Raw genomic sequence first — 505 nt, 5'->3', positions numbered from 1 at the left:
ACCCAGCAGCGCTGCTCGCGCGTTTTCGGCCAGACCTCGCCGGCGGCTTTCCAGAAGCCGAGTGCGCCATCGGCGATGACGAGCCGCGGAGGCGCGTCGAGCCCACGGCGCTTCAGGCAAGCAGCAGACCGCGCCAGTCATGCGCGCTTTGGCGGGCGCCATCGGTGAAGCCGACCAGTTCCTTGCGGCCTTCCGGCGTCGCGCCGATCAGCACCAGGATGCACTGCTTTTCGTCCTCGAGCCGCGCCTCCAGATGGATGCCATCGGCCCAGATGTAGACGTAGCGCTTGGCCGACAGATCGCGCTTCTGCCACGCGGTGTGCTCGTCGCGCCAGCCATCCTTCAGGCGACCGATCGCGGAGGCCGACAACCCGGCAGCATCCTTGCCGAGCAGCGCAGCCAGCGCCTCCGAGAAGTCGCCCGTCGAGATCCCCTTCAGGTAAAGGATCGGCAGCAGCGTCTCGATCGACTTCGAACGGCGCATGTAGGGCGGCAGGATCGCCGG

At 67.7% G+C, this 505-nt stretch carries 1 pseudogene; it reads right to left on the bottom strand.

What is annotated here, in order from left to right:
- Positions 1-505, bottom strand: a pseudogene (locus tag IVB48_RS33005) (transposase); the annotation flags it as partial.

This window comes from Bradyrhizobium sp. 76 (genome assembly GCF_023073025.1).
Classification (GTDB): domain Bacteria; phylum Pseudomonadota; class Alphaproteobacteria; order Rhizobiales; family Xanthobacteraceae; genus Bradyrhizobium.
Note: the sequence above shows the minus strand (reverse complement) of the source record. Positions and strands in the feature narration are given on the sequence as shown.